Source organism: Pseudomonas sp. IzPS59 (genome assembly GCF_014863505.1).
Lineage (GTDB): Bacteria > Pseudomonadota > Gammaproteobacteria > Pseudomonadales > Pseudomonadaceae > Aquipseudomonas > Aquipseudomonas kribbensis.
In genome coordinates this window covers 453,446-479,417 of sequence record NZ_CP062251.1, presented here as the reverse complement: position 1 = coordinate 479,417, position 25,972 = coordinate 453,446, and the positions used below count along the sequence as shown (strand labels likewise).

19 protein-coding genes are annotated in these 25,972 nt (G+C 62.1%); 7 read left to right on the top strand and 12 right to left on the bottom strand.

From position 1 onward, the window contains the following. Positions 1-8: 8 nt before the first annotated feature. The 9 genes from gltB to IF189_RS02085 all read right to left on the bottom strand — a co-directional run bounded on the left by gltB (position 9) and on the right by IF189_RS02085 (position 13,043). Positions 9-4,454: a glutamate synthase large subunit gene (gltB, locus tag IF189_RS02125; RefSeq protein ID WP_192552748.1), complete on the bottom strand. Its 4,446-nt coding sequence runs from the start codon at positions 4,452-4,454 to the stop codon at positions 9-11. Between the two features lie 350 nt (positions 4,455-4,804). Continuing rightward, complete coding sequence (locus tag IF189_RS02120; RefSeq protein ID WP_114881134.1) at positions 4,805-6,403, bottom strand: AAA family ATPase; 1,599 nt, start codon at positions 6,401-6,403, stop codon at positions 4,805-4,807. A gap of 10 nt (positions 6,404-6,413) precedes the next feature. Continuing rightward, the gene (aroB, locus tag IF189_RS02115) at positions 6,414-7,514 is read right to left on the bottom strand and encodes a 3-dehydroquinate synthase (protein ID WP_119429530.1); all 1,101 of its coding nucleotides are present in this window, start codon (positions 7,512-7,514) and stop codon (positions 6,414-6,416) included. Between the two features lie 142 nt (positions 7,515-7,656). Then, complete coding sequence (gene aroK / locus IF189_RS02110) at positions 7,657-8,175, bottom strand: shikimate kinase AroK (RefSeq protein WP_011332081.1); 519 nt, start codon at positions 8,173-8,175, stop codon at positions 7,657-7,659. A 4-nt stretch (positions 8,176-8,179) separates the two neighbouring features. Then, positions 8,180-10,258, bottom strand: a complete 2,079-nt coding sequence (gene pilQ, locus IF189_RS02105; RefSeq protein WP_134825218.1) for a type IV pilus secretin PilQ — start codon at positions 10,256-10,258, stop codon at positions 8,180-8,182. Between the two features lie 13 nt (positions 10,259-10,271). Beyond that, positions 10,272-10,796, bottom strand: coding sequence for a pilus assembly protein PilP (locus tag IF189_RS02100; protein WP_134825217.1), 525 nt, complete (start codon positions 10,794-10,796; stop codon positions 10,272-10,274). Then, complete coding sequence (pilO, locus tag IF189_RS02095) at positions 10,793-11,416, bottom strand: type 4a pilus biogenesis protein PilO (RefSeq protein ID WP_085711057.1); 624 nt, start codon at positions 11,414-11,416, stop codon at positions 10,793-10,795. Before pilO ends, IF189_RS02100 begins: the two co-directional genes overlap by 4 nt. Continuing rightward, positions 11,413-11,979: a PilN domain-containing protein gene (locus IF189_RS02090; protein WP_192552747.1), complete on the bottom strand. Its 567-nt coding sequence runs from the start codon at positions 11,977-11,979 to the stop codon at positions 11,413-11,415. Before IF189_RS02090 ends, pilO begins: the two co-directional genes overlap by 4 nt. After that, the gene (locus IF189_RS02085) at positions 11,979-13,043 is read right to left on the bottom strand and encodes a pilus assembly protein PilM (protein ID WP_134825214.1); all 1,065 of its coding nucleotides are present in this window, start codon (positions 13,041-13,043) and stop codon (positions 11,979-11,981) included. Before IF189_RS02085 ends, IF189_RS02090 begins: the two co-directional genes overlap by 1 nt. A 216-nt stretch (positions 13,044-13,259) precedes the next feature. Here IF189_RS02085 and IF189_RS02080 point away from each other — a divergent pair, with 216 nt between their 5' ends. Beyond that, a complete protein-coding gene (locus IF189_RS02080; protein WP_192552746.1) occupies positions 13,260-15,707 on the top strand; it encodes a penicillin-binding protein 1A in 2,448 nt (815 codons plus the stop codon). A 162-nt stretch (positions 15,708-15,869) separates the two neighbouring features. Here IF189_RS02080 and IF189_RS02075 read toward each other — a convergent pair whose 3' ends face one another. The 3 genes from IF189_RS02075 to rpmE form a co-directional block, all read right to left on the bottom strand. Then, complete coding sequence (locus tag IF189_RS02075; RefSeq protein ID WP_134825212.1) at positions 15,870-17,138, bottom strand: malic enzyme-like NAD(P)-binding protein; 1,269 nt, start codon at positions 17,136-17,138, stop codon at positions 15,870-15,872. A gap of 184 nt (positions 17,139-17,322) precedes the next feature. Next, positions 17,323-18,105 carry a thermonuclease family protein gene (locus tag IF189_RS02070; protein ID WP_192552745.1) on the bottom strand — a complete coding sequence of 261 codons (783 nt, stop codon included), beginning with the start codon at positions 18,103-18,105 and terminating at the stop codon, positions 17,323-17,325. A 41-nt stretch (positions 18,106-18,146) separates the two neighbouring features. After that, positions 18,147-18,365: a 50S ribosomal protein L31 gene (rpmE, locus tag IF189_RS02065; RefSeq protein WP_007952398.1), complete on the bottom strand. Its 219-nt coding sequence runs from the start codon at positions 18,363-18,365 to the stop codon at positions 18,147-18,149. A 169-nt stretch (positions 18,366-18,534) separates the two neighbouring features. On the opposite strand from rpmE, the gene IF189_RS02060 reads away from it, so the two are divergent. From IF189_RS02060 to IF189_RS02035, 6 genes are all read left to right on the top strand, one after another. Continuing rightward, positions 18,535-20,754: a primosomal protein N' gene (locus tag IF189_RS02060; protein ID WP_134825210.1), complete on the top strand. Its 2,220-nt coding sequence runs from the start codon at positions 18,535-18,537 to the stop codon at positions 20,752-20,754. 142 nt (positions 20,755-20,896) lie between these two features. Continuing rightward, a complete protein-coding gene (argS, locus tag IF189_RS02055; protein WP_134825209.1) occupies positions 20,897-22,633 on the top strand; it encodes an arginine--tRNA ligase in 1,737 nt (578 codons plus the stop codon). Between the two features lies 1 nt (position 22,634). Continuing rightward, positions 22,635-23,351 (top strand): SPOR domain-containing protein, encoded by a 717-nt coding sequence (locus IF189_RS02050; protein ID WP_085711050.1) that lies wholly within the window; start codon positions 22,635-22,637, stop codon positions 23,349-23,351. Positions 23,352-23,506: 155 nt separating this feature from the next. Beyond that, a complete protein-coding gene (gene hslV / locus IF189_RS02045) occupies positions 23,507-24,037 on the top strand; it encodes an ATP-dependent protease subunit HslV (RefSeq protein ID WP_007968352.1) in 531 nt (176 codons plus the stop codon). A 54-nt stretch (positions 24,038-24,091) separates the two neighbouring features. After that, positions 24,092-25,429: an ATP-dependent protease ATPase subunit HslU gene (gene hslU / locus IF189_RS02040; protein WP_085711049.1), complete on the top strand. Its 1,338-nt coding sequence runs from the start codon at positions 24,092-24,094 to the stop codon at positions 25,427-25,429. 76 nt (positions 25,430-25,505) lie between these two features. Next, positions 25,506-25,883 carry a gamma-butyrobetaine hydroxylase-like domain-containing protein gene (locus IF189_RS02035; RefSeq protein ID WP_085711048.1) on the top strand — a complete coding sequence of 126 codons (378 nt, stop codon included), beginning with the start codon at positions 25,506-25,508 and terminating at the stop codon, positions 25,881-25,883. The last annotated feature ends 89 nt before the right edge of the window (positions 25,884-25,972 follow it).

The following is a 25,972-nucleotide window of genomic DNA, read 5'->3' as shown; positions in this document are numbered from 1 at the left end:
GGCGCATATCACTGCGGGTTGGCACGAGTGCTGGAAAGCAACGACTTCAGGTTGGCAGCCTTCGGCTTGACCAGCCAGAAACGACGCAGGTAGTCATCGAGGTTCTCGGCGAGTTCACGACCCCACTCGCTGTCGGTTTCCGCGACGTACTCGTTCAGCACGTTCTGCAGGTGGCTGCGATAGGCTTCCATCGCCTCGCCGCTGATCCGCTGGATTTCCACCAGTTCGTGGTTGACCCGGTCAACGAAGGTGTTGTCCTGGTCGAGCACGTAGGCGAAACCGCCGGTCATGCCAGAGCCGAAGTTGTAACCGGTCTTGCCCAGGACGCAGACAAAACCACCGGTCATGTACTCGCAGCAGTGATCGCCGGTGCCTTCCACGACGGTGTGGGCACCGGAGTTGCGCACGGCGAAACGCTCGCCCGCGGTGCCGGCGGCGAACAGCTTGCCGCCGGTGGCGCCGTACAGGCAGGTGTTGCCGATGATGGCGCTGTTCTGAGTCTGATAAACGCTGCCCTTCGGCGGCACGATGACCAGTTTGCCGCCGGTCATGCCTTTGCCGACGTAGTCGTTGGCATCGCCTTCCAGGTACAGGTTCAGGCCGCCGGCGTTCCACACGCCGAAACTCTGACCCGCAGTGCCCTTGAAGCGGAAGGTAATCGGCGCCTTGGCCATGCCCTGGTTGCCGTGCTTGCGCGCGATTTCGCCGGAGATCCGCGCGCCGATCGAACGGTCGCAATTGCAGATGTCCAGATCGAACTCGGCGCCGCTGAGGTCGTTGATCGCCGCCGTCGCCATCTCGACCATTTTCTCGGCCAGCAGACCCTGGTCGAATGGAGGGTTGCGCTCGACGCCGCAGAACTGAGGCTTGTCCGCCGGGATGTGATCGCTGCCCAGCAGCGGAGTCAGATCCAGATGATGTTGCTTGGCGGTCTGGCCTTCGAGGACTTCCAGCAGATCGGTGCGACCGATCAGCTCTTCGAGGGAGCGCACGCCGAGCTTGGCCAGCCACTCACGGGTTTCTTCGGCGACGTAGGTGAAGAAGTTCACCACCATGTCGACGGTACCGATGTAGTGATCCTTGCGCAGCTTCTCGTTCTGAGTCGCAACGCCGGTGGCGCAGTTGTTCAGGTGGCAGATACGCAGGTATTTGCAGCCCAGGGCGATCATCGGCGCAGTACCGAAGCCGAAGCTTTCGGCGCCGAGGATGGCTGCCTTGATCACGTCGAGGCCGGTTTTCAGGCCGCCGTCGGTCTGCACCCGGACCTTGCCGCGCAGGTCGTTGCCGCGCAGGGTCTGGTGGGTTTCGGCCAGGCCGAGTTCCCACGGTGCACCGGCGTACTTGATCGAGGTCAGCGGCGAAGCACCGGTGCCACCGTCGTAGCCGGAGATGGTGATCAAGTCCGCATAGGCCTTGGCCACACCGGCGGCGATGGTGCCGACGCCCGCTTCAGCCACGAGTTTCACCGAAACCAGCGCCTTCGGGTTGACCTGTTTCAGATCGAAAATCAGCTGCGACAAGTCTTCGATGGAATAGATGTCGTGGTGCGGCGGCGGCGAAATCAGGGTCACGCCCGGCACTGCGTAACGCAGTTTGGCGATCAGCCCGTTCACCTTGCCGCCCGGCAGTTGACCGCCCTCGCCCGGCTTCGCGCCTTGAGCGACTTTGATCTGCAGCACTTCGGCGTTGACCAGGTATTCCGGGGTCACACCGAAACGGCCGGTCGCGACCTGTTTGATTTTCGAACTCTTGATGGTGCCGTAGCGCGCCGGGTCTTCGCCGCCTTCGCCGGAGTTGGAACGCGCACCGAGGCGGTTCATGGCTTCGGCCAGGGCTTCGTGAGCTTCCGGCGACAGGGCGCCCAGCGAGATACCGGCGGAGTCGAAGCGCTTGAGCACCGACTCCAGCGGCTCGACTTCACTGATGTCCAGCGGCTTGTCGAGGGTCTTGACCTTGAACAGGTCGCGGATCATCGACACCGGACGGTTGTCCACCAGAGCGGTGTATTCCTTGAACTTGGCGTAGTCGCCCTGCTGCACGGCGGCTTGCAGGGTGTTGACCACATCCGGGTTGTACGCGTGGTATTCGCCACCGTGGACGAACTTCAGCAGACCGCCCTGCTGGATCGGCTTGCGCGGACTCCAGGCTTCGGTGGCCAGTGCTTTCTGTTCGGCTTCGATGTCGACGAAACGCGCACCCTTGATGCGGCTCGGCACGCCACGGAAGCTCAGATTGCAGACTTCTTCGGACAGACCGATGGCTTCGAACAACTGAGCACCACGGTACGACGCGATGGTCGAGATGCCCATCTTCGACAGGATCTTCAGCAGGCCTTTGGTGATGCCTTTGCGGTAGTTCTTGAACACCTCGTAGAGGTCGCCCAGGACTTCACCGGTACGGATCAGGTCGCCCAGCACTTCGTAGGCCAGGAACGGATAGACCGCCGAGGCGCCGAAACCGATCAGCACCGCGAAGTGATGCGGATCGCGTGCGGTGGCGGTTTCCACCAGGATGTTGGAGTCGCAGCGCAGGCCTTTTTCGGTCAGGCGATGGTGCACCGCGCCGGTGGCCATCGAGGCGTGGATCGGCAGTTTGCCCGGGGCGATATGGCGGTCGCTCAGGACGATCTGGGTACGACCGGCACGCACGGCTTCTTCAGCCTGATCGGCGACGTTGCGGATCGCCGCTTCGAGGCCGACGCTTTCGTCGTAGTTGAGGTCGATGATCTGCCGCTCGAAGCCCGGGCGGTCGAGGTTCATCAGCGAGCGCCACTTGGCCGGGGAAATGACCGGCGAGCTGAGGATCACGCGCGACGCGTGCTCCGGCGATTCCTGGAAGATGTTGCGCTCGGCACCGAGGCAGATTTCCAGCGACATCACGATCGCTTCACGCAGCGGGTCGATCGGCGGGTTGGTCACCTGCGCGAACTGCTGACGGAAATAGTCGTACGGCGTGCGCACGCGCTGGGACAGCACGGCCATCGGCGTGTCGTCGCCCATCGAGCCAACGGCTTCGTAGCCTTGTTCGCCGAGCGGACGCAGTACCTGATCGCGCTCTTCGAACGTGACCTGATACATCTTCATGTATTGCTTGAGCTGATCGACGTCGTAGAAAGCCGAACCGTGATCGTTGTCTTCCATGGTCGCCTGGATGCGCAGGGCATTCTTGCGCAGCCATTGCTTGTACGGATGACGGGATTTCAGGCGGTTGTCGATCGCGTCGGTGTCGAGGATCTGACCGGTTTCGGTGTCCACGGCGAGGATCTGGCCAGGACCGACACGGCCCTTGGCGATCACGTCCTGCGGCTGGTAGTTCCAGACGCCGATTTCCGAAGCGACAGTGATGAAACCGTTGGTGGTGGTGACCCAGCGCGCCGGGCGCAGACCGTTACGGTCGAGCAGGCACACCGCGTAGCGACCGTCGGTCATTACCACGCCGGCCGGGCCGTCCCACGGCTCCATGTGCATCGAGTTGTATTCATAGAACGCACGCAGATCCGGGTCCATGGTTTCGACGTTCTGCCACGCTGGCGGAATGATCATCCGCACGCCACGGAACAGGTCGATGCCACCGGTGACCATCAGTTCGAGCATGTTGTCCATGCTCGAAGAGTCGGAACCGACACGGTTCACCAGCGGGCCGAGTTCTTCCAGATCCATCAGATCGTTGGTGAACTTGGTGCGACGGGCCTGGGCCCAGTTGCGGTTACCGGTGATGGTGTTGATCTCGCCGTTGTGGGCGAGGAAGCGGAATGGCTGGGCCAGCGGCCATTTCGGCAGGGTGTTGGTGGAAAAGCGCTGGTGGAACACGCAGATCGCGGTTTGCAGGCGCTGATCACCCAGGTCCGGATAGAACGCGGCCAGATCGGCCGGCATCATCAGGCCTTTATAGATGATGGTCTTGTGGGAAAAGCTGCAGATGTAGTGGTCGGTGTCGGCGGCGTTGGCCACGGACGAACGACGACGGGCGCTGAACAGCTTGACTGCCATGTCCTGATCGCTCAGGCCTTCGCCGCCGATGTACACCTGCTCGATCTGCGGCAGGCGCTCAAGGGCGAGGCGGCCGAGGACGCTGGTGTCGATCGGCACTTTGCGCCAGCCGATCAGTTGCAGGCCTTCGGCCAGGATCTCGCGGTTCATGTTCTCGCGAGCGGCTTCGGCCTTGGCCGGATCCTGGTTGAAGAAGACCATGCCCACGGCATATTGCTTGGGCAGCTCGACGCTGAAGGTTTCCTGGGCAATGGCGCGCAGGAAGGCGTCGGGTTTTTGAATCAGCAGACCGCAACCGTCACCGGTCTTGCCGTCGGCATTAATCCCACCGCGGTGGGTCATGCAGGTCAGGGCCTCGATGGCCGTTTGCAATAGGGTATGACTGGGTTCGCCCTGCATATGGGCTATCAGGCCGAAACCGCAGTTATCCTTGAATTCATCTGGTTGGTACAGACCTGCTTTCATAGACACTTTCTCACCAGGCTGCCTCTTTTCGAGGCAAATTTCTTTTCAATTCAACCACTTGCATCTCGCGCCGAACGTACGCCGGCTTTGCGGGGGCAAAAGGGTGGTCATTGTACACAGCGACACAGACGCTCACAAATTTGACGACGAAATGTCGCAAATCTATGTCGCATTTGTGAAAGGTTTAAAGCGATATGCTGTGCTAGTCAAAACTTTTTTAATTCTGACCGCAACGACTCAAAGACTACTGTGACGCAGACACCACAAGGCACGCGGCCCGTAGGGGCGGCGCGCACTTGTAGAAATTTTGAGGTGCTTGGAGAGGCGGCCTGGGTAAGGCCGCCGAATCTTCAGCGAGTTGTTGCCAGTTCCTGTTGGACGCTGGCGACAGTGCGAGGCCAAGGTTTACCAGCCTGAACCTTCGCTGGCAAGGCCTTGATGGCAGAAACGGCCGCATCACGATTGGCAAAGCTGCCATAGGTGATCACGTAGAGCGGCTTGCCGTTGAGGACTTTCTTGAAATAACGGTACTCGCCGCCCTGCTCCTTGACGAAGCTTTGCGCAGCGGCTTCGGAGCTGGTGCCGAGGATCTGCACCACGTAGTTGCCCGGGGCTTGACCTGCGTACCAGCTGCCACCGGCGGCCTTGGCGACGGTGACCGGCTTCTCGGCGGCTTTCTCGGCCGGTTTGGCCGCAGCGACAGGCTTGGCAGGTGCCGGGGCTGGTTTGGCGACTGGCGCAGCCGGAGCAGGCGCTGGCTTGGCCGTGGCAACCTGGGTCGGTGCCGGCGTCGGCTTGGCCGCAGGGACCGGTACCGGCGTTGGCGCAGGACCGGCAGGCACACCGGCCGGTGGCGCGGTGGTAGTCACGGTCGGCGGTGTATTGCTCGAGCCTTCCAGCGGTACGCCGTCGTCACCTTCGGTGATCCCGCCGGCCGCTTCGGCCAATGGCTTGCGCATGACCGGTTGCGAATTGCCGACCAGCGGCAACGGCATCGGCTGGGTGTTACCGGCGAACTCGACGTTCGGCGCACCACCCTGGCCCAATGGCAGTTGCGCCTGTTCATTGGCCGGCGCGCCGGTGGTCGGCGCCTTGTTGCGACCGGGCATCAGCCAGGCGGCAGCGACCGCCACCACGACAACGGCGGAAATCGCCAATACGTGTTTCTTCGGCATGTTGAACCCCATACTTGGACGCTTCACCGCAGAGCGGCTGGCAATCATGACTTCGATCAGTGCATCGCGAGCGACCTGGTTGATGTTGCCGGGCCAACCCTCGGAGCTTTCGTGAATATCAGAGATCTGATCCGCGGTGAAAAGTTCGACACCACGGCCGGCACCTTCGAGCCGCTGGTCGAGATACTCGCGGGTTTCTTCTTCGGTGTACGGCTGCAATTCGATGACGTGGAAACGCTCTTCTTCGAGGTGCAGGGCCTCGAGCTGGGCGATCAGCGACGACTCACCGAACAGGAACACATGCGGACGGCCTTCCGGCGCACCGGCACCCAAAGCCATCAGGGCTTCGAGGGCGGACTCGTCGAGCTGCTCGGCGTCATCCACCAGCAGGTAGACTTCCTGGCCGGTCAGCGCCAGTTGCACCACTTGATCGAGGATCGCCCCGACTTCGGCCTGCGCCACATTCAGCGCCTGGGCGACCTGACGCAGCACACCGGCTGCATCGCCGGCGCCACGGGCCGAGACGACAACACTCTGAACCGACTGCTTGTTGGTGCTCGCCACCAGCGCCTGGCGCAGCAACGTCTTGCCGCTGCCCTGAGGGCCGGTGACCACCAGCAGCAACTGGCTGTAACGCGCCAGGTGATGCAGTTGACCCAGCACCGGTTTGCGCTGGGCCGGGAAGAATTTGAAGCCCGGGACCCGTGGAGCGAAAGGGTCATGACTTAACTGGAAATGGCCGAGGAACGCCTCGTCGGCATGCAAACTAGTCATCGGAATCTTATTAACCTTTAAGCTGAGCCAGAGCGCGGTAATCCGCTCCCAGCGTGGCCTGTAGAACCTCTTTCGGATAATCGTCGGTCACTACCGCTTCGCCCATCCGGCGCAGCAGCACCAGGCGCAGACGACCGTCGATCACTTTTTTGTCAATTGCCATGTGTTCGAGAAAATCGGCTTCGGTCATTTCTTCCGGCGGAACCACCGGCAAGCCGGCACGCTGGAACAGACGAATGCCGCGATCACGCTCCTGCTCGCTGATCCAGCCGAGGCGCGCGGACATTTCCATCGCCATTACCGTGCCAGCAGCGACCGCTTCCCCGTGCAACCAGACACCATAGCCCATGTGGGTTTCGATGGCGTGGCCGAAGGTGTGGCCGAGGTTGAGCGTGGCGCGTACACCGGTTTCCTTCTCATCGGCGCCGACCACCGCCGCCTTGGCGGCGCAGGAACGCTCGATGGCATAGGTCAGGGCTTTCTGGTCCAGTGCACGCAGGGCATCGACGTTGTCTTCGAGCCAGGTCAGGAACGGCTCGTCGCAGATCAGGCCGTACTTGATGACTTCCGCCAGGCCTGCCGACAGCTCGCGCGCTGGCAGGGTTTTCAGGGACGCCGTATCGATCAGCACCACGTTCGGCTGGTAGAAGGCGCCGACCATGTTCTTGCCCAGCGGATGGTTGATCCCGGTCTTGCCGCCCACCGACGAATCGACCTGGGACAGCAGCGTGGTAGGAATCTGGATGAAATCGACGCCGCGCTGGTAGCAGGCGGCTGCAAAACCGGCCATGTCGCCGATCACACCGCCACCGAGGGCGATAACCGTGGTGCGACGGTCATGACGGGCGGTCAGCAGGCCGTCGAAGATCAGTTGCAGGGTTTCCCAGTTCTTGAAGGCTTCGCCGTCCGGGAGCACCACGGAAACCACCGAGAACTGCGACAGACTGCGGGTCAGACGCTCGAGATAGAGCGGCGCAACGGTCTCGTTGGAGATGATTGCCACTTGCCGTCCATGGATGTGCGGAGCCAGCAATTCAGGCTGATCCAACAGTCCTTCGCCAATATGAATCGGGTAGCTGCGCTCGCCTAGATCGACCTTGAGTGTCTGCATGTGTCCCCACAGTGAAGATGGAAGCAGGCGTCCTGCCTTGAATTATCGGATGTCCCCGGTCTTGAGAGGTGTGACGCCGCTTGCGTGCGATCCGCCACAACCCTCGACAGGACGCCGAGGATAGCGCATTTCGGGCGGCGCTTTAACGGGGTGGAAGTTGCGCCAGACGGTCAAGAATGTCGAGTACCACCATGCGTGGAGGCCGCTCGTCGGTTTCCACCACCAGATCGGCGATTTCCCGATAAAGCGGATCGCGGATCGCCAGCAGGTCGCGCAGGGTTTTCTCGGGATTGGCCGTGCGCAGCAGCGGGCGATTGCGGTCGCGGGAGGTGCGGCCGACCTGCTGTTCGACAGAGGCGTGCAGATACACCACCCGCCCGCCCTCGTGCAGGGCCTTGCGGTTGGCATCGCGCATCACCGCGCCGCCGCCCGTCGCCAGCACTACGCCGTCGAACGCGCACAGCTCGGCGATCATCGCCTGCTCACGATCACGAAAACCGGGCTCGCCTTCCTTGTCGAAGATCCACGGAATATTGGCGCCCGTACGCAGTTCAATTTCCTTGTCGGAATCCTTGAACGGCAGGCGCAGCTCTTTGGCCAGTAATCGGCCGATGGTGCTTTTTCCAGCGCCCATCGGTCCTACAAGAATCAAATTTCGCACAGAATCAACGACTCACAGCAATCGCCTGGTTATTCATGATACGCGGAGTGAGGAATACCAGCAGCTCGGATTTTTTCTCCGAAACCACATCACGCCGGAAAAGGCGGCCAAGATACGGCACATCGCCAAGAAATGGCACCTTATCTACGACCTTGCTTTGAGTATTTGAGAAAACCCCGCCAATCACGATGGTCTCGCCGTCGTTCACCAGCACCTTGGCGTTGACCTCGTTTTTCTTGATCGGCGGTACATCCTGCACTTTGTTCAGGTAATCCGGTTCGTCCTTGGTGACCTTGACCTCCATGATGATGCGGTTGTCCGGAGTAATCTGCGGCGTGACCTCCAGCGACAGCGAGGCCTCCTTGAACGACACCGACGTAGCGCCGCTGGAGCTGGCTTCCTGATACGGAATCTCGGTGCCCTTGAGGATTTTCGCGGTTTCCTTGTCGGAGGTGACCACCTTGGGTTGCGAGACGATTTCGCCGTTGCCGGTCTTTTCCATCGCCGTCAGTTCAAGGTCCAGCAAGACGTTGTCGGTGATGAACGCGATGCCGATCCCGGACGTATTGTTGACCGTGCCCATGTCGACGAACGGCGAGTTGGTACTGGTGCTGCCCGGCGTGCCGATGGTGGTCGACGAGCCATTGCTGACCCCGGAAGTGTTCCAGTTGCCCTTGTTCTGGATCGACCCGCCCCAGCGCACACCCAGGCTCTTGTCGTAATCGACGTTGGCCTCGACGATCCGCGCCTCGATCATCACCTGGCGCACCGGAATATCCAGTTGCGCCACAATCCGCCGCAGTTCGTCGAGGCGATCCTGGGTCTGGTAGGCGATGATGTTGTTGGTGCGCTCGTCGACAGTGATCGAACCCCGTTCGTCGACCTTGGCCTCGGCGCTGGTGACCGACTGGAACAGCTTGGCGATGTCTGCCGCCTTGGCGTAGTTCACCTGCAACAGCTCACGACGCAGCGGCGCCAGCTCGGCGATCTGCTTCTGCGACTCCAGTTCCTGCCGTTCGCGGGCGGCGATTTCATCCGCCGGCGCCACCAGTAAAACGTTGCCGACCTTGCGCTTGTCCAGGCCTTTGGTCTTGAGCACCAGATCCAGTGCCTGATCCCACGGCACGTTTTGCAGGCGCAAGGTGATCCCGCCCTGCACCGTGTCGCTGGCCACCAGGTTGAGGTTGGTGAAATCGGCGATCAGTTGCAGCACCGAGCGCACATCGATGTCCTGGAAATTCAACGAAAGCTTTTCACCGCTGTAGCTGTTGCGGTCGGCGTTGCGCTTTTGCAGGTCGTCGATGGTCAGCGGACGGATACTCACCGTCAGCTTGTTGTCGGTCTGGTAGGTGGAATAGTCGAACGTGCCACCGGGCTCGACGGTGATGGTCGCCCGATCCCCGCTGACGCCGGCATTGACGAACTGCACCGGGGTGGCGAAATCCTTGACGTCGAGACGCACCCGCAGCGGTTCCGGCAACTGGGTGCGGGCGAAATTGAGGATGATCTTGCCGTCGTGTTCCTGGATGTCCGGTGCGATGGTCGGGTCGGACAGGTCGATCACGACATTGCCCTCACCCGCCGTGCCGCGCTGGAAGTCCACGCCACGAATGGCCCTGGCGACGGGTGCGTAAGTCCGCGTCGGCGCTGCCACCGGCGTGGCACGCGGTGTCTTCGCGGCAGGTCGCGGCGCGCTGGCCTTGGTGCCCTGCCCGACCACCACGAACAGCGTGTTGCCCTCAACCCGGGCGTCATACGGCGCCAGTTGCGTCAGGTTGATGATCAACCGGGTACGGTCATTGGCCTCGACCACCGTGGCTGAGCGGGCATTGCCGCTACCGAGATCGCGGGTCTTGGTCGCGAGCTGGCTGGCCACTCCCGGCAGATCGAGGGCGATCCGCGCCGGCGAATCGGTGGTGTAACCCTTGGGCTGCGGCGGCGGGCCGTCGAACGACAGTTTCAGCTCGACGCGATCACCCGGCAGCGCCGCCACATCCAGCGTCTTCAGGTTGGCTGCGTAAACCATCGGTGAAAGCAGCGCTATCCATAGCGAAAAACCGAGGGTGGAGAAAATCCTGTTCATTGTTCGACTTCCACTATGAGTGCTCTTTCAAAGGAATGGTGCGCGGCCGCTCCAGCCAGGCGCCTTCGCCATCGGGAACGATTTCGACCACATCGACCTGGGAGGCGCTGATCGCGACGATGCGTCCGTCGTTGCGCCCCAGGTAATCGCCGACTTTCAGCCGATGCACCCCGCCCGCCCCGCGCAGCAGCGCGAATGAACCGGAGGCATTGGAAATCGTGCCGACCATCTCGAACTGCTCGATGTTGAAACCTTCGAGGTATTGCTTGACCCGGTTCGGGTCCGGCTTGACGTTGCGCGAGCCGTGCTGCTGCCCGGCCAGATCGACCCGTACCTGACGCGAGAACGGGCTGCGCAGATTCGCGGCGCTGTAGGTGAACGTGGGGTAGGAACGAAAGGTCGGCGTCGGCTCGATCTTGCCCGGCGGCCGCAGACGCACTTCATTCATGTAGGCGTCGAGATCACCGAAGTCGTTGCCGCCGCAACCGCTCAGCCCCAGCATCAATGCCGACAACAGAAGAAAACGGATCGGGCTCATTTTTGCAGCCCCTTGTCGTTGTAGCGGTACGTCTTGGCGAGGATGCTCATGCGCAACTTCGTCCCGCCTTCCGGGTTGGCCGGCGCCAGCTCGAAGTCGTGCAGCGTGACAATCCGCGGCAGTCCGGCCACGCCGCTGACGAAGGTGGCGAGGTCGTGATAGGCGCCCGTGACGGTGATCTGGATCGGCAATTCGATGTAGAACTGCTGCGTCACCTCCGGCAACAGCTTGATCTCCTCGAACTCAAGACCACTGCCCAGCCCGGTGCGCGTGATGTCCTCCAGCAATCCCGGCACTTCGGTGTCACTGGGCAATTGCCGCAACAGCACGCCGAACGAGTTCTCCATCTCCTTCATCTGCTGGGTGTACAGCTCCAGATTGGCCGCCATGTGCGCCTTGCTGGAGAACTGCTCTTTGAGTGTGGCTTCTTCCGTGCGTTTGGTTTCGAGCTCGCTCTCCATGTCACTGACGAAAAAGTTGTAGCCCAGGGCCAGCACCAGAATCATCAATAGCGCCCCGGCCAGGCCTTTCACGGCTGGCGGCCAGGAGCCGATGTTGCTGGTATCCAGGTCGTTGAAGTCGATATTGCGCAGGCTGGCCAGCCATTCGGACGGTTTCATTGATCGTCCTCCAGGTTTTTCGGCCGGGTCTGATGAACCGTCAGCTGGAAGACGTTGGCCTGATCCAGCTGCCCCGCCGTGGTTGCCTTGACCTCGTTCAGGGTCGGCGCATCGAACCAGTCGGACGCCTCAAGATTGCGCATCAGGTCGGAGACCCGGTTGTTCGATTCCGCCGCACCGCTGATCGACAGGGTCTTGCCGACCATCTTCACGCTGGTGAAATAGACGCCGTCGGGCAGGGTACGCGCCAGTTGATCGAAGATCCGCCCGCTGACCTGCCGGTTGCCCTGCAGGTCCTGGATGATGCGCATGCGCTCCAACAGTTGCTGGCGACGCGCCTTGAGTTCGCTGATCTGCTTGATCCGCTCATCGACCACGGCAATCTGCTTGCCGATGTAATCGTTGCGCGCCTGCTGATGTTCGATGGCCGTGCTGAATATCTGAGCGGCAATGAACACCGCACCGACCGAGCCAACCACCACACCGGTCAGGGTCAGCAGAAAGCGTTTGCGCCGTTCTTCGCGGCGCTCCTCGCGCCAGGGGAGAAGGTTGATCCGCGCCATCAGTCGAAACTCCTGAGCGCGAGCCCGCAGGCAATCATCAGGGCCGGCGCATCACTGGCCAAAGCCCCGGCGTTGACCTTGCTGCTCAAGGCCATGTCGGAAAACGGATTGGCGACCTGGGTCGGGGTGCCGAGGCGCTCTTCGATCAGCCGGTCCAGCCCGGGCACCGAGGCCGTGCCGCCGGCCAGCAGAATATGATCGACCGCGTTGTACTGGCCGGAAGCAAAGAAGAACTGCAGGGAACGCGACACCTGTTGTACCAGCGCCTCGCGAAACGGCTGCAGGACCTCGCCGACATAATCGTCCGGCAGACCGCCCTGCTTCTTGGCCAGCCCGGCCTGCTCGAGGGTCAGGCCATAACGACGCTGGATTTCCTCGGTCAGCTGGCGCCCGCCGAACAGTTGCTCGCGGGTGTAGATGATCCGCCCGTTGTGCAGGACGCTGAGGGTGGTCATGGTCGCGCCGATATCGACCACCGCGACCGTCAGGCGCTCCTGGGAGGCCGCCAGTTGCGTGGCCAGCAGGCCGAACGAGCGCTCCAGCGCATACGCCTCGACATCCACCACCCGCGCCGTCAGGCCGGCAAGGGCCAGCGCCGCCTCACGGACTTCGACGTTTTCCTTGCGACAGGCGGCCAGCAGCACGTTGACCCGCTCGGGATTGCGGGGCGAAACGCCTTGGACTTCGAAGTCGATGGCGACTTCGTCCAGCGGGTAGGGAATGTATTGGTCGGCTTCGATCTTGAGCTGGTTTTCCAGCTCGTCGTCGGACAGCCCGGCGTCCATTTCGATGACCTTGGTGATCACCGCCGAGCCGGCCACCGCCACCGCCACGCTCCTGAGCCCGGTGCGCGCCTTGGCCAGCACCCGGGACAGGGCATGCCCGACGCCCTCGAGTTCGGCGATGTTCTTCTCGACCACGGCGTTGGCCGGCAACGGCTCCACCGCGTACGCCTCGACCCGGTAGCGCTCGCCCTGACGGCTCAGCTCCAGCAGCTTCACCGAAGTGGAGCTGATATCGATCCCCAGCAACGTATTGGTCTTTTTATTGAAGAGTCCTAGCACTACCAATTCCCTATGACTTTCCGTGAGTTACGGACTCTGTAATGCGCATTGCGTTCCCTCGCCCCGTCTTGACAGAAGCGCAAATGACGCCCCCAGCGGAAAAGTGCTTATAATGCCCAGCGATTTTTTCCGCTTTTTACTGCCGGCGCGGGCCGTTCTGTGTGTTCCCGGAACCCTGTCGCCCAATTCATTCTTTGCCCTGGATGTCCAAAAGCCTTGATTCGTCTGCTGAAATTCTTCGGTTGGTCCATCGTCGCCGTTTTCTGCGGACTGCTTTTAGTTCTCAGCGGCGCGTTTCTTTACCTTAGTCCGGGTTTGCCATCTGTGGAGGCGCTGAGAAGCATTCAGTTGCAGATTCCGCTCCGGGTGTACAGCAGCGACAACAAGTTGATCGCAGAATTTGGCGAAATGCGCCGTACTCCGATCCGTTTCGCCGACATTCCCCCCAATTTCATCAATGCGTTACTAAGTGCTGAAGACGACAACTTCGCCAACCACTATGGCGTCGATCCGAGCAGCCTGATGCGTGCCGCGACCCAACTGGTCAAGAGCGGTCACATCCAGTCCGGCGGCAGCACCATCACCATGCAGGTGGCGAAGAACTTCTTCCTGACCAGCGAACGCAGCTTCTCGCGCAAGACCACGGAAATCCTCCTGGCCCTGCAGATCGAACGCCAGCTGACCAAGGACGAGATCCTCGAGCTGTACGTGAACAAGATTTATCTGGGCAACCGCGCCTACGGCATCGAGGCGGCGGCGCAGGTGTATTACGGCAAGTCGATCCGCGAGGTCAGCCTGGCGCAGATGGCGATGATCGCCGGCCTGCCGAAGGCCCCGTCGCGCTTCAATCCGCTGGCCAACCCGGCGCGCAGCAAGGAGCGTCGCGACTGGATCCTCGGGCGCATGTACAAGCTCGGCAAGATCACCGAAGCCGACTACACCGCCGCCATCAACGAGCCGCTTAACGCCAGCTACCACGTGCCGACCCCGGAAGTGAACGCGCCGTACATCGCCGAGATGGCCCGTGCCGAAATGGTCGGCCGTTACGGCAGCGACGCCTATACCGAAGGTTTCCGCGTCACCACCACGGTGCCGAGCAACCTGCAGGAAATGGCCAACACCGCGCTGCACGAAGGCCTGATGACCTACGACCAGCGTCACGGCTACCGTGGTCCTGAATCGCGCCTGCCGGGCAAGACCCATGAAGCCTGGGCCACCGAGCTGACCAAGCAACGCACCATCAGCAGCCTCGAGCCGGCCATCGTCACCCAGGTCGACAAGAACGGCCTGCAAGTGCTGACCCGTACCGGTGAAGAGCATGTGGCGTGGGACACCATGAAATGGGCCCGTCCGTTCCTCAATACCAACAGCATGGGCGCCGCGCCGCGTCAGCCATCGGATGTCGCGCAGGTCGGCGATCTGGTGCGCGTACAGCGCCAGCCGAACAATTCGCTGAAGTTCAGCCAGATTCCGCAGGCCCAGGGCGCGCTGGTGTCGCTGGATCCGCAGAACGGCGCAATCCGTTCGCTGGTCGGCGGTTTCGCCTTCGAGCAGAGCAACTACAACCGCGCCATGCAGGCCAAGCGTCAGCCGGGTTCGAGCTTCAAGCCATTCGTCTACAGTGCCGCACTGGATAATGGCTACACCGCCGCCACGCTGGTCAACGACGCGCCGATCGTGTTCGTCGACGAGTATCTGGACAAGGTCTGGCGTCCGAAGAACGACACCAACACCTTCCTCGGCCCGATCCGCCTGCGCGAAGCGCTGTACAAATCACGCAACCTGGTTTCGATCCGCCTGCTGCAGGCGATGGGCGTAGGCAAGACCATCGACTACATCACCCGCTTCGGTTTCAACAAGCAGGATCTGCCGCCAAACCTGTCCCTGGCGCTGGGCACCGCGACCCTGACCCCGATGGAAATCGCCACCGGCTGGAGCACCTTCGCCAACGGCGGTTACAAGATCACCCCGTACATCATCGACAAGATCGAAAGCCGCAATGGCGACACGCTGTTCGTCGCCAACCCGCCGACCGTGCCACAGGGTGGCGCGGCCACCGACGGCATCGCGGCACCGACGACCCAACCGATCACCGTCGACGCAGCACCGATTCCGGGTGAAGCACCGGGCGCTGCAGCGGTGCCACAAGCTCCGGCAGTCGCCGAGCGCATCGTCGATGGCCGCACCACCTACATCCTCAACAGCATGTTGCAGGACGTGATCAAGCTCGGCACCGGTCGTCGCGCACTGGCCATGGGCCGCAGCGATATCGCGGGCAAAACCGGTACTACCAACGAATCCAAGGATGCCTGGTTCTCCGGTTACAACGCCGATTACGTGACCACGGTCTGGACCGGTTTCGACCAGCCGGAAAGCCTCGGTCGCCGGGAATTCGGCGGCACCGTGGCACTGCCGATCTGGATGAACTACATGAGCGCCGCGCTCAAGGACAAGCCGCCGCATGTCCAGCCGGAGCCGGAAGGCATCCTCAGTCTGCGGGTGGATCCGGTCAGCGGCCGCGCGGCTTCGCCGAGCACACCAGGCGCCTACTTCGAACTGTTCAAGGCCGAAGACACGCCGCCGTCGGTCAACGAGATCGGCAACGGCACGGCACCGGGCAGCCCGCTGCCGGCGGACGAACAGGCGCCGATCGATTTGTTCTGATCCTGAACCGCTAAAAAGCCCCGCCTTCGTAAGAAGTGCGGGGCTTTTTATTGCCTTCAGGATTGTGGCGGATGAACCGGCCAGACTCGAGACAAAACCCTCAGGCACAAAAAAGCCCCGACTCTCACGAGCCGGGGCTTTCGCTTGAAGCGTTACAACGACTTAGCCGTTGAACACGTCATCCACGCTTTTCAGCGGGTAGTTCTTCGGATACGGCAGGGTTGCTACGCCGGTCTCGATCGCAGCCTTGGCCACGGCGTCGGAGATCACGGTGATCAGGCGCTGATCCATTGGCTTCGGAATGATGTACTCACGACCGAATTCCAGGGAGATACCGCCATAGGCGTCGCAGACTTCCTGAGGAACCGGCAGCTTGGCCAGTTCGCGCAGGGCGTTGGCGGCAGCGATCTTCATTTCTTCGTTGATGCGCTTGGCGCGAACGTCCAGGGCACCGCGGAAGATGAACGGGAAGCCCAGCACGTTGTTGACCTGGTTCGGGTAGTCCGAACGGCCGGTGGCCATGATCACGTCGTTGCGGGTGGCGTGAGCCAATTCCGGGGAGATTTCCGGATCCGGGTTGGAGCAGGCGAACACGATCGGGTTGGCCGCCATGGACAACAGGCCTTCAGCATCCAGCAGGTTCGGGCCGGACAGGCCGACAAACACGTCAGCGCCCTTCAGCGCGTCAGCCAGGGTGCGCTTCTCGGTAGCGTGGGCGAACACGGCCTTGTACTGGTTCAGGTCGTCACGGCCAGCGTGGATCACGCCGGTACGGTCGATCATGAAGATGTTCTCGACCTTGGCGCCCATGCTCACCAGCAGTTTCATGCAGGAGATGGCGGCAGCGCCGGCGCCCAGGCAGACGATCTTGGCTTCGCCGAGGGTTTTGCCAGCGATTTCCAGGGCGTTGATCATGCCCGCAGCGGTCACGATCGCGGTGCCGTGCTGGTCATCGTGGAATACCGGAATGTCGCACTGCTCGATCAGAGCGCGTTCGATCTCAAAGCACTCAGGCGCCTTGATGTCTTCCAGGTTGATGCCACCGAAGGTGATGGAAATGCGTTTTACGGTGTCGATGAAGGCTTGCGGGCTTTCGGAGTCGACTTCTATGTCGAAGACGTCGATGCCGGCGAAGCGCTTGAACAGCACGCCTTTACCTTCCATCACTGGCTTGGAAGCCAGTGGGCCGAGGTTACCCAGGCCCAGAATCGCGGTGCCATCGGAAATGACTGCAACCAGGTTGCCCTTGCCGGTGTACTTGTAGGCCAGTTCAGGATCGCGGGCGATCTCGCGCACTGGTTCAGCTACGCCGGGGCTGTAGGCCAGCGACAGGTCGCGGGCGGTAGCAGTGGCCTTGGTGAGCTCGACACTCAGCTTTCCTGGACGAGGATTGGCGTGATATTCGAGAGCGGCAGTTTTCAGATCAGACATTTTGGCATTCCGCTTTTTACTGTTGGACAGACTGGTCAGCGAGGATACGCGCCTCGCAAAGTCCCCACAAGACTGCCCGGTCACCCCTGTCAAGCGCCCTGCCCTACGACTTTGGGCCAAGAGCCACGGCGCACAAGGGTTAGACTGTTCACAATCGACAGAAAAAATGTCTACAACTTTTTCTTCAGCGGGACAATTGCAACATCGAAGGATCGGTCAGCGGCAACAGCCAGCGAGCCTGACCGGGTCTCAATCCGCCCCGTCGCGAACGGTCGACCACCCAGCCCCGGGCCTCGATCTGCCTGCCCTTCAGCGCTTGCAGGGAACTGCCAGCGAAGCGCTCCAGCAGATTGGGTGCAACGCGCAGTACAAGCTTGTCCTGCAACTCGATCCAGATTCCGCCACGATTGCGCTGAACCTTGCTCACACGCCCGCTGACGATGGCGAAACCCGAGCGTTCGATCTGCTCCGCTTTCAGTACAGGCGAGCGCTTCCACAAGCCAAGCCCGGCCTGCCGCGCGCTGCGTTCGGCAGCTTGCTGACAATCGACAAGATCGACATTCGGTGCCACCGCGACCTGGAATCCGAGGCCATCGGCGAGCATTTGCGCTTCGAGACTGGCGCCGCTGACACTGTAGAGATGGGCGAGCGTACGCCCGTAATGGTCTTTTTCTTGCGCACCAAGGCGCAAACCGACCCGACCGCCACTGTCTGCCACCAAGGCTTCCAGGCGTTTGCGCGCCGCCACGGCAAACGGCTCGTCGCTGCGCCCCTGCTTGCCCAGCTCGGGCGTGTTGAGGCCGATCAGGCGTACGCTGCGGCCGTCACTCAGGCGCACCGTGTCGCCATCGACAACCCGCTGCACCACCACGCTCGACAGCCCCGACGGGGTCGGGCAGAAGGCCTGGGCGCCGGACAGCCAAATCGCGGACACAAAAAAGGCGCCCGCAAGGGACGCCTTTTTCATCAGACCGGAAAAGCCGCTGAGGTTTTCCAGAATGAGGGGCCTTAGGCCTTTTTCGCGCCGAAAGCACCGAAACGGTCGGCGAACTTCTGAACGCGACCACCGGTGTCCAGAGTCTTCTGCTTACCGGTGTAGAACGGGTGGCACTCGTTGCAAACGTCGATCGCCAGGGCTTTGCCGAAGGTCGAACGGGTTTCGAACTTGTTGCCGCAGCTGCAAGTTACTGCAACTTCTGGGTAATTCGGGTGGATATCGGCTTTCATGGTGTTTTCCTCAGCTGGCGTGCCGCCATCCAACACGATTGTTGAATACCGCACGTAATTAGGCCGCGGATTCTACCAGACAATCCCGATCACGCAAGCTGTCACTGAGACCGACCGTCTGCTAGGCTCCGGCCCTTCTTTACCCACCCGCCCATTGAGATCCCCCCGCGTGCCCGACGCCATCCTGCGCCTCGCCCTGCCTTCGCCCCTGCGCCGCCTGTTCGACTATCGGGCCCCGGCCGGCGTGCTGCGTTCGCAGTTGCAGCCGGGCATGCGCCTGCGGGTGCCGTTCGGTCGGCGGGAGATGATCGGGATTCTGGTGGAAGTCACTGACACCAGCGAAGTACCGGTGGAGAAGCTCAAACCGGCGCTGGCCCTGCTCGACGCCACCGCACCGCTGCCGCCGGCACTGTTCAAGCTGTGCCTGTGGACCGCCCAGTATTATCAGCACAGCCTCGGCGACACCCTGAGCTGGGCACTGCCGGTGCTGCTGCGCCAAGGCGAACTGGCCGAAGCCCGCCAGGAACGCTTCTGGTCCGCCGCCCCCGGTGCCAGCCTCGATGACCCGCGCATCGCCCGTGCCCCGCGCCAGCGCGAAGCCCTGGCGACGCTGGCCCAGCATCCTCATGGCGTCGCCCATCAGTTACTGAGCAAACTGATGCTGAGCAAGGACAGCCTCGATCTGCTGCTGGCCAAGGATCTGGTGCAGGTCGAAGTGCGCCGCCATGCCCCCGGCGCGCGCCACGAACACTGGCTGGCCCAGCCCGAGCTGCCGCTCAACAGCGAGCAACGCGCCGCGTACGAGGCGATTCGCGCCGGGTTCGACAGCTATCACGCGTTCCTGCTGGCCGGGGTCACCGGCAGCGGCAAGACCGAAGTCTATTTGCAGCTGATCCGCGAAACCCTCGAGGCCGGCAAGCAGGCACTGGTGCTGATCCCGGAGATCAACCTCGGCCCGCAGACCCTGGCGCGCTTCGAACAACGTTTCAATGCGCGCATTGCCCTGCTGCACTCGGCGGTCAATGACCGCGATCGCCTCGATGCCTGGCTCGCTGCCCGGGATGGCGAGGCCGACATTATTATCGGCACCCGCTCGGCGCTGTTCACCCCGATGAAAAATCCGGGGCTGATCATCATCGACGAAGAACACGACGGCTCCTATAAACAGCAGGAGGGCCTGCGCTACCACGCGCGGGATCTGGCGCTGGTGCGGGCGCGGCAGGAAAACATCCCGATCGTGCTCGGTTCCGCGACGCCATCGCTGGAAAGCCTGCACAACGCCTACACCGGTCGGTACGGGCTCCTGCGCCTGAATGAACGGGCCGGCGGCGCCAAACAGCCACGGTTCCTGCGTCTGGATGTGAAAAGTCGCCCACTGGACAGCGGCATTTCCGGACCAATGCAGCAAGCCATCGGCCAGACCCTCGCCGCCGGGCAGCAGGTACTGGTGTTCCTTAACCGCCGAGGGTTTGCTCCAACCCTGCTGTGCCACGATTGCGGCTGGATGTCCGAATGCCAGCGCTGCGATGCGCGGATGACCGTGCACCAGCGCTATGGCGAGTTGCGCTGCCACCACTGCGGTTACGTCGAGCGCGTGCCGCGCCAGTGCCCGAAGTGCAACAAGGTCGATCTGCGGCCGGTGGGCGCCGGCACCGAGCGGGCCGAAGAACGGCTGGCGATTCTGTTCCCGGACTATCCGGTACTGCGCGTCGACCGCGACAGCACCTCGCGCAAGGATGCGATGAATCAGTTGTTCACCACGATCCAGAAAGGCCAGCCGTGCATCCTGGTCGGCACCCAGATGTTGGCCAAGGGTCACCACTTCCCCCGGGTCACCCTGGTGTCGATCCTCGATGCCGACGGCGGGCTGTTTTCCGGCGACTTCCGTGCCAGCGAACGCATGGCGCAGTTGATCGTGCAGGTCGCCGGGCGCGCCGGGCGAGCGGAGGAACCGGGCAAGGTGATCATCCAGACCCACCTGGCCGACCATCCTTTATTGGTGCAACTGACCGAACAGGGTTACTTCGCCTTCGCCGAACAGGCCTTGAGCGAACGCCGCGCCGCCGGTCTGCCGCCGTTCGCCCATCTGGCACTGTTGCGCGCCGAAGCGCACAAGCCGGGGCAGGCCGAAGGTTTTCTCGATGAGGCCTGCAGCGAGGCCGAGCGTTTGCTGGCCGAACAGAATCTGACCGGCATTGAACTGCTGGGACCGGTGCCGGCACCGATGGAACGCCGGGCCGGACGCTTCCGCGCGCAACTACTCTTGCAGGCCACGGCCCGGGCGCCGTTGCACCGGTTGCTGGCGAGCTGGCTGCTGGTGCTGGAGCAGATGCCGAGCGGCCGGGCGGTGCGCTGGTCGCTGGATGTCGATCCGGTGGATCTGTACTGACCGGGCAAAACCGCTCGAATTGTCACCACACATCCACATCCTGCCTGCTAAGGTTGGCAAGCCCGTCTTCGCAACGGATAATGCCCAGTTTTTCCACCCGCGCATCGATGCGCCGCCGCGCTTGCGGTCGAAAGAGAAGACCATGAAAGACACCATTCGCCAGCTGATCCAACAAGCCCTCACCCAACTCGTCAACGAAGGTGTGTTGCCTGAAGGCCTGACGCCGGCGATCCAGGTGGAAAACGCCCGAGACAAGACCCACGGCGATTTCGCCAGCAACATCGCCATGATGCTGGCCAAGCCTGCGGGCATGAAGCCGCGCGACCTGGCAGAAAAAATCATCGCTGCCCTGCCGGCCGACGAGAACGTCACCAAGGCCGAAATCGCCGGCCCAGGCTTCATCAATTTTTTCCAGAACACCCAGGCGCTGGCCTCGCGCCTCGACGCCGCCCTGGCCGACGCTCACGTTGGCGTGCGCAAGGCCGGCCCGGCGCAACGCACCGTGGTCGACCTGTCGGCGCCGAACCTGGCCAAAGAGATGCACGTCGGCCACTTGCGCTCGACCATCATCGGCGACGGCGTGGCCCGTGTGCTCGAATTCCTCGGCGATACCGTGATCCGTCAGAATCACGTCGGCGACTGGGGCACCCAGTTCGGCATGCTGATGGCGTATCTGCAGGAAAACCCGATCACCAGCGACGAACTGTCGGACCTGGAAAACTTCTACCGCGCCGCCAAGCAGCGCTTCGACGAGTCCCCGGAATTCGCCGACCGTGCCCGCGGGCTGGTGGTCAAGCTGCAGGCCGGCGATGCCGAATGCCTGGCGCTGTGGACCAAGTTCAAGGACATCTCGCTGTCGCACTGCCAGAAGATCTACGAACTGCTCAACGTCAAACTGACCATGGCCGACGTGATGGGCGAAAGCGCCTACAACGACGACCTGATCAACGTGGTCAACGATCTGAAGGCCGCCGGCATGCTGGTCGAAAGCAACGGCGCCCAGTGCGTGTTCCTCGACGAATTCAAGAACGCCGAAGGCGAGCCGTTGCCGGTGATCATCGTCAAGGCTGACGGCGGCTACCTGTACGCCACCACCGACCTGGCCGCCGTGCGCTATCGCAGCGGCAAACTGAAGGCCGACCGTGCGCTGTACTTCGTCGACCAGCGTCAGGCCCTGCACTTCCAGCAAGTGTTCGCCGTGGCGCGCAAGGCCGGTTTCGTGACCCATCCGATGGAAATGGAGCACATGGGCTTCGGCACCATGAACGGCGCCGACGGCCGTCCGTTCAAGACCCGTGATGGCGGCACCGTGAAGCTGATCGATCTGCTGACCGAAGCTCAGGAACGCGCTTACACCCTGGTGAAAGACAAGAATCCGGAGTTGGCCGAAGACGAGCTGCGCAACATCGCCAAGGTCGTGGGCATCGGCGCGGTGAAATACGCCGACCTGTCGAAGCACCGCACCAGCGACTACAGCTTCAACTTCGACCTGATGCTCAACTTCGAAGGCAACACCGCGCCATACCTGCTGTACGCCTACACTCGCGTGGCCGGCGTATTCCGCAAACTGGGCAAGGATTTCAGCGAAGTCGACGGCCAGATCGTCCTCGAAGCGGCGCACGAACAGGAACTGGCGGCCAAACTGGCGCAGTTCGGTGAAGTGCTGAACAACGTCGCAGAAAAGGGCACGCCACACACCCTGTGCACCTACCTGTACGACGTGGCCGGCCTGTTCTCCAGCTTCTACGAGAACTGCCCGATCCTCGCCGCCGAGACCCCGGCACAAATGCAAAGCCGTCTGCGCCTTGCCGCGCTGACCGGCCGTACCCTCAAGCAAGGCCTGGAACTGCTCGGCCTGGAAACCCTGGAGCGTATGTAAGTTGGCTGCCAAGAAAAAACCTGCACCCAAGCGTGGCGCCAGCCGTTACCAAGCTCCTGCGAAGCAACCGATCCCGGGCTGGCTGTGGATGGCCATCGGCCTGACGGTCGGTGCGTTCATCGTGTTCCTGATGAAACTGGAGCCGGGCAAGGGCAGCGACACGGTCAAGCGCGAGAAGGTCGAACAACAGCAACAACAGAAAGCCACCAAGATCGCCGAGGCCAACAAGACCCCACCGAGCCCGACGCAACCGGTGAAGCCGAAGTACGACTTCTACACCCTGCTGCCGGAATCGGAAGTGATCGTGCCGCCTGACGCCGTGCCGGAGAAAACCCTGCCGACGCCACAGGTGCCGGCGATCCCGACCACGCCGGTGACCCCGGCGGAAGCGGCGAAGATCGACACCGCACGGGCCCAGGCTGCGCTGGCCGGGATCACCCCGCCGCCAGCGCCACCGGTGACCAAGGCTGCACCGGTGACCAAGTTCTTCCTGCAGGCCGGCTCGTTCCGCAAGCAGACAGATGCCGACAAGGTCCGCGCGCAGATCATTCTGCTCGGCCAGGCGGTGGCGGTTGAGTCCGGAACCGTGAAGGATGAAACCTGGTACCGCGTACTGGTCGGCCCGTTCAGCAACCGCGAACAGCTGACCACCGCCCAGAAGCAACTGGCGGGCGCCGGCTTCAGCAACCTGTTGTTACAACAACGCCAGAGCCGCTGATTCCCCGCGAATGATCCTTCCCCCGCTCTGCGTGGGGAGGATCAGCGCAACACCACCGCTCGTCCCCTCTCCCTCCCCGCAGTTGAAATCCTCTCCACCACCCCCATATGAATGGGCATAAGGCATTTTCGCCCCGCAGTGTGGAGACTCTTCCCTTGACCACCATCGTTTCAGTCCGCCGCCACGGCAAAGTCGTCATGGGCGGCGACGGCCAGGTTTCTCTCGGCAACACCGTGATGAAAGGCAACGCGAAGAAAGTTCGTCGCCTGTACCACGGCCAGGTCATCGCCGGTTTTGCCGGTGCCACCGCCGACGCCTTTACCCTGTTCGAACGTTTCGAAGGCCAGCTCGAGAAACATCAGGGCCACCTGATCCGTGCCGCCGTCGAACTCGCCAAAGAATGGCGCACCGACCGTTCCCTGAGCCGCCTCGAAGCGATGCTCGCGGTCGCCAACAAGGACGCCTCCCTGATCATCACCGGCAACGGTGACGTGGTCGAACCCGAAGACGGCCTGATCGCCATGGGTTCCGGTGGCGCCTATGCGCAAGCCGCCGCCAGCGCCCTGCTGAAGAAGACCGACCTGTCGGCCCGCGAAATCGTCGAGACTGCTCTCGGCATCGCCGGCGACATCTGTGTATTCACCAACCACACCCAGACCATTGAGGAGCAGGATCTCGCTGAATAAGCCTGACGCGGCCCTGTGCCACGGCTTGTTTCTGCTTGAGGACCGTCAATTATTATGTCCATGACTCCCCGCGAAATCGTCCACGAACTCAACCGCCATATCATCGGCCAGGACGATGCCAAGCGCGCCGTCGCGATTGCCCTGCGCAACCGCTGGCGCCGCATGCAGCTGCCTGAAGAGCTGCGCGTTGAAGTGACCCCGAAGAACATCCTGATGATCGGCCCGACCGGTGTCGGTAAAACCGAGATCGCCCGTCGCCTGGCCAAGCTGGCCAACGCGCCGTTCATCAAGGTCGAAGCGACCAAGTTCACCGAAGTCGGCTACGTCGGCCGTGACGTCGAATCGATCATCCGTGATCTGGCCGATGCCGCGATCAAGATGCTGCGCGAGCAGGAAATGACCCGCGTGCGCCACCGCGCCGAAGACGCCGCCGAGGATCGCATCCTCGACGCCCTGCTGCCGCCGGCACGCATGGGCTTCGGCAACGAAGACGCGCCGACCCAGGATTCCAACACTCGTCAGCTGTTCCGCAAGCGCCTGCGTGAAGGTCAGCTGGACGACAAGGAAATCGAGATCGAAGTCGCCGAAATGGCCGGTATCGAGATCGCCACGCCTCCGGGCATGGAAGAAATGACCAACCAGCTGCAGTCCCTGTTCGCCAACATGGGCAAGGGCAAGAAGAAGGCCCGCAAGCTCAAGGTCAAGGAAGCGCTGAAGCTGGTGCGCGATGAAGAAGCCGGTCGCCTGGTCAACGAAGAAGAGTTGAAGGCCAAGGCCCTGGAAGCGGTCGAGCAGCACGGCATCGTGTTCATCGACGAAATCGACAAGGTCGCCAAGCGCGGCAATGTCGGCGGCGCCGATGTCTCCCGTGAAGGCGTACAACGCGACCTGTTGCCGCTGATCGAAGGCTGCACCGTCAACACCAAGCTGGGCATGGTCAAGACCGACCACATCCTGTTCATCGCCTCCGGTGCGTTCCACCTGAGCAAGCCGAGCGATCTGGTGCCGGAGCTGCAAGGCCGTCTGCCGATCCGCGTCGAACTCAAGGCCCTGAGCCCGGAAGACTTCGAGCGCATCCTCAGCGAACCGCACGCCTCGCTCACCGAGCAGTACTGCGCACTGCTGAAGACCGAAGGCCTGAACATCCAGTTCCAGCCTGAAGGCATCAAGCGTCTGGCCGAGATCGCCTGGCAGGTCAACGAGAAGACCGAGAACATCGGTGCCCGTCGCCTGCACACGCTGCTTGAGCGTCTGCTGGAAGAGGTGTCGTTCAGTGCAGGCGATCTGGCCAGCGCCCACGACGACAAGGCGATCCTGATCGATGCCGAGTACGTCAACAGCCACCTGGGTGAATTGGCGCAGAACGAAGATCTGTCCCGTTATATCCTGTAAGCCATACTTACAGTGGTCGTGAAACTGTGGGAGCCATCGGCTCCCACAATTTTTTCCACCTGACGGAACGCCGGCGATGACCCAACTCCCCACCGACATCAAACTGCACAAAGCCTCGAAAACCCTGTCGCTCAAATACGCGTCCGGCGAGGAATACACCCTGCCCGCCGAATTCCTGCGCGTGCATTCCCCTTCCGCCGAGGTCCAGGGCCACGGCAAACCGATCCTGCAATTCGGCAAGCTGCACGTCGGCCTGACCAAGGTAGAACCGGCCGGTCAGTACGCACTGAAACTGACCTTCGACGACGGTCATGACAGCGGCCTGTTCACCTGGGATTACCTCTATGAACTGGGGCGACGTTATGACGCACTCTGGGCGGATTATCTGGCCGAGCTCAAAGCCGCCGGCAAAACCCGCGACCCGGACGAGTCCGTCGTCAAGCTGATGCTCTAGTCCGCACCTCGGACTGTTTAGAGGGCATTTTCTAAATTCATCTGTTTGAATGCTCCGCTGAAGCGGCCCGGGATCGGCTGCTTGCGAAA